Origin of the sequence: Vibrio makurazakiensis (assembly GCF_050337375.1) — a bacterium.
Taxonomy (GTDB): Bacteria; Pseudomonadota; Gammaproteobacteria; order Enterobacterales; family Vibrionaceae; genus Vibrio; species Vibrio makurazakiensis.
The window spans coordinates 1-8,212 of the sequence record NZ_JAKJSW010000188.1 but is presented as its reverse complement, the minus strand read 5'-3'; the positions used below and the strand labels follow the sequence as shown (position 1 = coordinate 8,212).

The window sequence follows — 8,212 nt, the reverse complement described above, 5'->3', positions numbered from 1 at the left end:
CTTATTTCCTAATCTAATTGTAGCATCTGTCATAATTTTTTGTAAACCGGGCTGTTTATGATGCTATTTAAGCCGGGAAATGTCATAAAAGTGTAGGCGGAAAATTAGGCATAGTTAATTGTTATTCCGGGTGGGCAGTTTGATGAGGCGTTGTTGGCCAAATCAGGTAAAGGACATAGCTATCCTACAGAACTTTCCAGTTAGTTTCTAATAGGCATACCTAGCCCTAAGACTTTGTTCATTGCTTTGACGTTTGCCAAGGCCTCACCAACTTGAGCGTTATAACATATCAAGCTCAATGTACCGCTAGTCAGGCCTTTATATCGGGACATTGCCGTCTCAGAGGTTGAACGGCTGTGATAGCCAGAGTCAGTTTCCACTGAACTAGCCTACCGTTTTTAAGTGCATCCACCGCTTCATTCCTAGAGTGTCCCTTTCCCCAGTAACCAGCATTTTTTCTAGGAAGTATAAGAGGCTTACATCCCTTAGTCTGCAATACTTCATGGCACTTTTTCGTGTCATAAGCACCGTCTGCTGATACAGAATTGATTTTTCTACGAAGTGGATTCAATAATGTAGGAGAGCTTCACTATCACCAACATTGACGATGCTGACTTCTGCGCTAATAACATCATGGGTATCGACATCAACAGCAAGGTGCAATTTACGCCAAATCCTACGCTCTTCTGCTCATGCTTTTTAACTTTCCATTCTCTTTCACCGAAGACTTTCAGACCTGTTGAATCAATTGCGATGTGACGAGCTGAGCCTTTAGATTTATTCTTGTATTTTACCTGAACGGTCTTGGAACGCTTGCTAATACTGGTGTAGTCAGGAGAGCGCAAAGGGACGTTCATTAAGGCAAATATGGAGTCGATAAAACCTTGTAGCGCACGTAACGGGAGAGAGAATATTCCTTTAATCATCAAAGCTATTTCAATAGCAGTATCAGAAAATTGAAAGCCTCTACCACGTTTGCCATGGTGGCTTTTGCATTGCCACGCATCAACGGCTGAGTCGTCAATCCAGAACGTTACTGAGCCTTGTTTGCACAAGGCTTCATTATACTCACTCCAGTTCGTTATCTTCTTCTTCGATTTACCCATAACATCACCATGTTTCTACTACATGGGATCAGATTGCAGGATTGAGAAAAGGTTCAACTGATTTAGTCAACAACACCGCTTAGTTCTGCCTGAAACTTTTCGTATTAACCAAGAAACACATAAAAGGGGCGACTCTGTCTCTAATTTGAATTACGCAACAAAGCTTACGTAGCTTACAAAGTTGCATTTATCGAAATTTCGAAATGTGGCAATCGTATTTACCTGTTGATCCAAGGTCTTACGCCACTAAAATCAGAGATGAATTTATTCGGGTGTATGTATTAACCGATAATTATTAAACGTCATATGACATGGAGTTGGGTGAGACATATTTAATACTGTTTCTTAAGTAGTAAGAGTAGTAAGAGTAGTAAGAGTAGTAAGAGTTTTATGAGTGATTATCTATTTAATTTAACAAAAAAAATAAATAAGCATTATGACCTTGAAGTTATATATGGATTTGATGGTTCGTTTTACGATCTGAAAAAGGGGGAGCGAATACAAAAAAATGTGATTTTTTTACTCAATATGTTTGCAAGTAAAAACGATGTAATCATTAAGTATAAAGAGATATCAATGTATATTTGGGGAGAAGTGAAATCAAATAACCATGTAACTCAAATTGTGTTCCTTACTAATTTGGAAATTAACTCATCAGTGTGGAATATAACAAACATAAGAGGGATAGGTTATACTATGGAAAAATCGCCATATAGTAACTAAACTTTGTTCAAAAATAACTATTGGTAGGTATTAATTAACCATCATAGAAACTGGAGGTATAATGAATCAAGTCCCTAACCTACAATTGCTAGCAGTTTTTGTCACTGTTATTGAGCAGGGTAGCATAAGCAAAGCGGCACTTTACTATAACACTAATCAATCTACTATTAGCAGTATGATGAGCAGGCTTAAAGTTGAGCTTGGTCATGAACTTTTTATTAGAAAAGGCAGAAACCTTGCTCCTACAAGCTTTGCTAAGGGATTTTATCAAGAAATTAAATCTACAGTGCATAAACTGTCTTATACGATGTCTGATGCAAAATCATTTGAACCCAAAACAAGCAATAGGAAGTTTAATATTACTACGCCGGAAAATCTACAGTGGTTTCTTAATAACCAGTTTAATGAGTCCTCTTTGTCTAATGTTCATTTGGATATTTATGATCATGAATATAATGATAAAATATTATATGAGGCGTTAGTAAATAAACAGTATGATATCGCGATAGATTTTTTGGAAATGAGTGAATCTGATATTAAGTCAGAATTTCTGTACGAGTCTGACTTTGTTGTTATATGCAACCGAGATCACCCAAGGGTTAAACTTAATTTGACATTCGATGATTATTTCAGAGAGGAGCATGCCGTATTAAAACGCGTAAGAAATAATAAATACAGTTTGGATTTTTACACAAGTGTAGATCTGTCAAATAGGAATATAGCATTTTATGGAAGTTCAATGATTAATAATATGATTATTGTTAGTAGAACGAATCTAATTGCCATTATTCCTCTGACGCTCGCACTAGAGTTTAAGGAAGTCCTTGGACTAAATCTATTTAGAGTTCCCTTTCACTGTGATAAAGGAAAGCTGTATATGTTATGGCATAAGCGTAACATAAAGGATAGAGCTCATTCTTGGTTGAGAGGTAAAATAACTCAACTTATAATTAATACTTGGAATTAAATTTGGTTATCATTTTATATCTTGGTGATATTTGTCCCCGAATTCAAGTCCGAATTGCGACACTTCGCCATTTAAGCTGCCATACACATTTCTTCGGCCTAAAATTAATTCTCGCCATCGCTATACCCGTTGAATTTGAATATGCAGGTTTGAGTAGCTGAAAATTATCCCTAAGGATACCAGCGACCCTGCAACTTCTGGTAATGTCACATCAAAAAATTCTTTGCTTGCGGAGATAAACTCTCTCTTGGGTGAGAAGAAATCATTGTTCCGATCATGCTCATTCATTACTTTCCAAAGCCGTTCGACCGGATTTAAGTTCTGACAGGAGGGCGGTAAGTAATGAAGTTCAATATTGAGCACTTTTGCTGCATCTTCCACTAACTCGGTTCGATGATAGACCGTTCCATCTAAGATTAGGTGTACCTTTTGCTCCAGTGGATAGTGACCTTTCTTTAGTTTCCAGAAAAAACGAATAATGCTCTCACTATTAATGGTTTCATACGTTTCAGTGACCGTCGCACTAATTTTTCCAGTGATAGATCACCGATTAGGTTCACGCGTGTTCGGCGACCCGTTGTATCGATGAGTTTGTCCGACCTTTTCGAACCCAGCGATAGCTGAGTTTTGTCGACTGAGTAGGATGGACAGTATCCATAAATAATACAGGTGCTTCACTTGGTTTAAGGTTTTTATTGTAATACTCGATAGAGTCTCGCTGCATCTCTGGGCTGAACTTATCAGGTACACCCTTAGGTTTCTTGTATGAAAATTCATTGTGATGTAACCACTTACTCATACCCGCTACGCTATAGCGAATAGCAAATTCGGTTTCTACATAAGAAACGATTTGGCGAGTATGAAAGCAGGTGTGTTCAGCCAAATACTGAATGTGTTATATGGCTTGAGCTGCAGACATTCGGCTTTGACTACCACCGTTTTCAGGCTGTAACTTCTCAGACTGGAGATAATCATTGATATGACGTGCAACCGTAGTTTCATGAATACGAAGCGCCTGAGAAATCATTGCGTTGCTCCAGCTTTCGAAAGCAAGGAGAACCGCCTGATATGGTCGGACACTCGACTATAACGAGCGGAATCGTGTATCTGTTCGAGTTCTTGTTTCTTCTGTGGAGTTATCGTTACTTTCATGGTTGCGCAGACATGATCCTGTTTATAACGAAAATCAAGCACCTTCAATGAACTCGGGTATAGCTGTTCACACCGTAGGCTCTTGATTTAGTACACTTAATTGCGCAACAAAGCTTGTTTAGTACGCAAAAAGTCAGTTTATCCAAATCTGAATAAATGTACTATAAAGTAGTCGAATCTTTCATTGAACGAGAGTTCAAAGCTAAAATTAAAACATTAGTAAAATAATTATAATTATTTCAATTTCTGGTATTGCTTATCATGTGTTATTGGGCGTGTTTTTTGTAAATTGTTGTTTTTAGGTTTGTTTTGTTGGATTCCTGTTGGTGTGGAAGGCTGGGAATTAGCTGTAAATGCCTGGTATTATTAATGTTATAATTGTTAATGCTAATAATAATAATAATTAGAGTTTTGTATCTACTGTTACAGGTTGTAAGCTATCCCGGCATTCTTTTTTGGGGGGGGGATATTAGATGATGCCTATAAAGAATAATGTTATTTACACAAGAACTATAAATGAAGCGTATTGCAAAGAATCCTCTAAAGAGAGTTGTATTAAATGTGTTTCAATTAAGGATATCAATAAGAAGTTTAGGTTGTCTTTAATAGCTGGAGCCGATAAGAAGTTCTATGAGTTAAATAGCCGTTGTAGTTTGGGATATAACACATTTAAAATATTATGCCTTTTTTCGTCAATGAATTCGCTTGATGTGGAGGTGTTTACTTATAGTGAAATATCACTTTATATGTGGGGTAGAGGTAAAAGTAACACTCACATATCACAAGCGATATTTCAAGCAAATATAACCCTGTCACCAACAAGTTGGAAAATAGTAAATGTTAGGGGTATGGGCTATATGGCGGTGCAAAAATAAGGGAGTGTAATATGTGTGTACTATTCAGTAATAAATATAAAGAATCGCACAAGCTTAACAATTTCACACAATACAAATGCCAATATAAATACCAAGAAATCCGCAGGGTAAACCCACAAAGTGGGAGGATGATCGGAGTTGAGGTTTTACTTGATAATAATATATTAAGTGAACTGAGAAAAGACGGAGTCATCAATTATTACTTACAGCGCTCTCATGTATCTAGGGAACTTGTCGCTAGGTTATATTCATCTGTCATTAATAATAAAGATAACACGATGTTTGACAAAGAATATATATTCATAAATCTAGAGCGTAGCCATTTGTGTGATTTGTTCCTAATTGGCGACATCATCACTCTCCATGATGCACTAAAAGGGATAAATACCAAACTCGTAGTAGAGATTACTGAAAGGAATAATTGCCTTGACTGTTCAAAAATCAGAGAAGGCATCGAAATACTAAACAAGAATAAAATAATACTCGCTGTAGATGACTATGATATCTACTCAGAAGTTGAGCCAGATTTTAGGCTTAGTGAGTATAACGCTGGCCTGTACGAATTGGTAAAAATCCGAGCTCCCAAAAATTTAAAGGAATTAACGGTGTTTTATGTTTTTTGTAAAAGTTCGCCTTTAAAAATTATTGTTGAACAAATTGAAAGCGAAGATGACGCAAATCTAATGATAGCACTCGATCTTATTTGGGGTATGCAGGGTTTTCACTTCCATAAAGGTACTCCGGCTGATTTGTAAACCTATCCCATTAACCATAACTAGTAAAAAAATTATGATAAAGAATATCTTCACTCTAATCGCACTCCTGTCGATAACGCTACTTTCAGGTTGTAATTCAGAAGGTAATACAGTTGCAGATGCAGATGCAGATATCGTCGCATCACGTATAGATATCATTCCATCTCCTATATCGACGCAAGGGGCAAGTTCACTAACGCTTGCGAAAGACAATCAACAAAATTTCGAAGCTGTTATTCATTACACTGATGGTTCATCTAGCCCATTAAGCGATTTAAGTGTCAGTGAGTGGCATGTAAGCGATGAAGATGTCGCTTTTTTTAACGAAGCAAATATTTTGACAGGGAGGGAGCCAGGCAATGTGGAAGTAAATGTCTTAAGAGATGGCATCACCAGTAAYACGGTGAATGTGAATGTGTCAGCAGCGGTCCTCACATCGATTCAAGTGACACCATCACCAGTGAATATTGYGAAAGGTCAAAYACCRCAGTTAACCGCAATGGGGGCGTACAGTGATGGCACCTCTTATGATGTAACGAATTCCGTAACGTGGACGCCAATAGATACCAGCATCGCCACAGTGACATCAGGAGGTATGTTATCGGGTGTTGACGTGGGTAGCACGACTCTCACGGCCACGAAGGATGGCATCACCAGTAATACGGTGAATGTGAATGTGTCAGCAGCGGTCMTCACATCGATTCAAGTGACACCATCACCAGTGAATATTGCGAAAGGTCAGACTCAACAGTTAGTTGCCGATGCAACGTACAGCGGTGGTACTTCCTCTCCGGTCACAAACTCAGTGACGTGGACATCTCTCGATACGGCGATCGCTACCGTGTCATCAACTGGGTTATTGTCTGTGGTTGAGGTGGGCAATACGACCCTCACGGCTACCAAAGATGGCATCATCAGTAATACGGTGGACGTGAATGTATGTACTGATTTTGCGGGTGCATGTATTGATATCTTCGATACAGGTACTGGTAAGTTATTTACCAGTTCACCATCAGTGGCCTATCTAGACAGCATTGACGGTAGTCCTCCTACAAGCAGAACTGTTACTGAAAGTGGACCTTTCGGGCCAGATGGTGATTTCTACCTATTCGACTGGACTAACGCAAATGCACTGTGTACTACCTACAACACCCATAGTCTCGGCGGACGAACTAACTGGCGTTTAGCGACAAGAGACGAGTTAAAAACGGAGCTATACGACCTATCTGGTAATATGTTTACCGCGCGCGGTTGGCCGACCGTCGTCATCTATTGGTCGGCGACTCCTGATGGTTCTTACTATTACTACGTGAGCCTCTACCATGGCTACGTCGGCAGCACCGGTCCGAGCACCGCGGGCTTCGTGTCCTGCGTCTCAAATCCTTAAAGTTGAGCGTTTAGAGTTTTAATTTTTAGTTTTTGAAGTGCCAGAGTTGCATCTGGCGCTGTTTGGAAGGGGATATGTAAGGCAATTATTAATGGAGCTGATTGGTCTGGGGCTTATGAGTAATTTTATGTACTCAAAGGTCAACTGTTTTTCAGTGTTCTATTTTACCTATCCAGTTGTTTTTATAAAGGAATAAGTTGAAACAATAAAATGAGGTGATTTTGATGAAATACAGCAGCGATAATGTGACGTATAAAAGTTTTTTTAGAGTTATAATAATTACACTTTTTTGCTTAACGCCAATAAGTGTTTTTGGTTTTGCGAAAGTGCCAACCAAGCGAGTTAGTTCCGTTAATACAGATTCTTGTATTACCGTATATCAACACGAAAATTTCAAAGGAGTGTCTTGGGGTTTTTGTCCAGGAAGAGAGCATAAAACTCAAGGCTGGGAAAATACCATTAGCTCAATCAAAGTAAAAAAAGGCTATAAAGCGATACTTTGTAGAGATAAAGATAGATACGGAGAGTCCGATGGGTTGTGTAGGGAGTATAACAAGTCTATACGTTATGTAGGCTCTAAGGTAAACGATAAGTATGAATATATCAAAGTGATGAAAGTCGATAACGATAGATTCGATCTTATCATCGCCTCAGATACTCAGTATCCTTATTGCGTATCTGAGGCTTGTAAAACTAGAGCTGGAGATGGCTATTTAGCTAATGCGTGGCATTCGGAAAGCATGAGGTCGTTGGCTCGTGAGGTTGGTGATAAACATTTCTCGGGCACATTGATTAATGGTGACATTACGAACACAATGAACAGAAAGGACATACTGCAATTTGAAAGAGATTATTCCGGTATGCCTATTTATCCAGGGTTGGGAAACCATGACTATGACAATTACATAGATGACAAGGCCTGTATAGGGCAATATATAGAGTCTAGAGGTCTTCGATTAATTCCATCCCAAAATTTTTGCGCAACAAGGTTAATCGACTGGTTCATTGGCCGCGTTCTCACTATTCCTAAAGAAAATCACGATGTCAACATAACTGGTAGGCATGAYAAAAACATAAGTGGAAGCCTTTCGTACTCTTTCAACAAGAATAATTGGCACGTGATTCAATTAAATAATGGCCCTCATTACGAAAGGCAGTTTAAGTCATTTGATTGGTGGTTCCGTGTCACCAGAAAGGTAGACATAAAAAAGTCATATGATTGGTTAGCTGCCGACCTAGCTAAAAAC

5 protein-coding genes and 2 pseudogenes are annotated in these 8,212 nt (G+C 38.6%); 5 read left to right on the top strand and 2 right to left on the bottom strand.

What is annotated here, in order from left to right; genetic code table 11:
• Positions 1 to 200 precede the first annotated feature (200 nt).
• A pseudogene (locus L4C33_RS17175) lies at positions 201 to 1,106 on the bottom strand (IS5 family transposase).
• A 390-nt stretch (positions 1,107 to 1,496) separates the two neighbouring features.
• Here L4C33_RS17175 and L4C33_RS17170 point away from each other — a divergent pair.
• Together L4C33_RS17170 and L4C33_RS17165 are read left to right on the top strand one after the other, a co-directional pair.
• Positions 1,497 to 1,829: a hypothetical protein gene (locus L4C33_RS17170; protein ID WP_428813632.1), complete on the top strand. Its 333-nt coding sequence runs from the start codon at positions 1,497 to 1,499 to the stop codon at positions 1,827 to 1,829.
• A 61-nt stretch (positions 1,830 to 1,890) separates the two neighbouring features.
• Positions 1,891 to 2,796: a LysR family transcriptional regulator gene (locus L4C33_RS17165; protein ID WP_428813631.1), complete on the top strand. Its 906-nt coding sequence runs from the start codon at positions 1,891 to 1,893 to the stop codon at positions 2,794 to 2,796.
• 133 nt (positions 2,797 to 2,929) lie between these two features.
• On the opposite strand, the pseudogene L4C33_RS17160 reads toward L4C33_RS17165, so the two are convergent.
• A pseudogene (locus L4C33_RS17160) lies at positions 2,930 to 3,948 on the bottom strand (IS630 family transposase); the annotation flags it as partial.
• 886 nt (positions 3,949 to 4,834) lie between these two features.
• Between L4C33_RS17160 and L4C33_RS17155 the strand changes: the two are divergent.
• The 3 genes from L4C33_RS17155 to L4C33_RS17145 form a co-directional block, all read left to right on the top strand.
• Positions 4,835 to 5,578 carry an EAL domain-containing protein gene (locus L4C33_RS17155; protein ID WP_428813630.1) on the top strand — a complete coding sequence of 248 codons (744 nt, stop codon included), beginning with the start codon at positions 4,835 to 4,837 and terminating at the stop codon, positions 5,576 to 5,578.
• Between the two features lie 34 nt (positions 5,579 to 5,612).
• Positions 5,613 to 6,965, top strand: coding sequence for an Ig-like domain-containing protein (locus L4C33_RS17150; RefSeq protein ID WP_428813629.1), 1,353 nt, complete (start codon positions 5,613 to 5,615; stop codon positions 6,963 to 6,965).
• 224 nt (positions 6,966 to 7,189) lie between these two features.
• A partial coding sequence (locus L4C33_RS17145; RefSeq protein ID WP_428813628.1) for a hypothetical protein occupies positions 7,190 to 8,212 on the top strand: 1,023 nt, incomplete at its 3' end.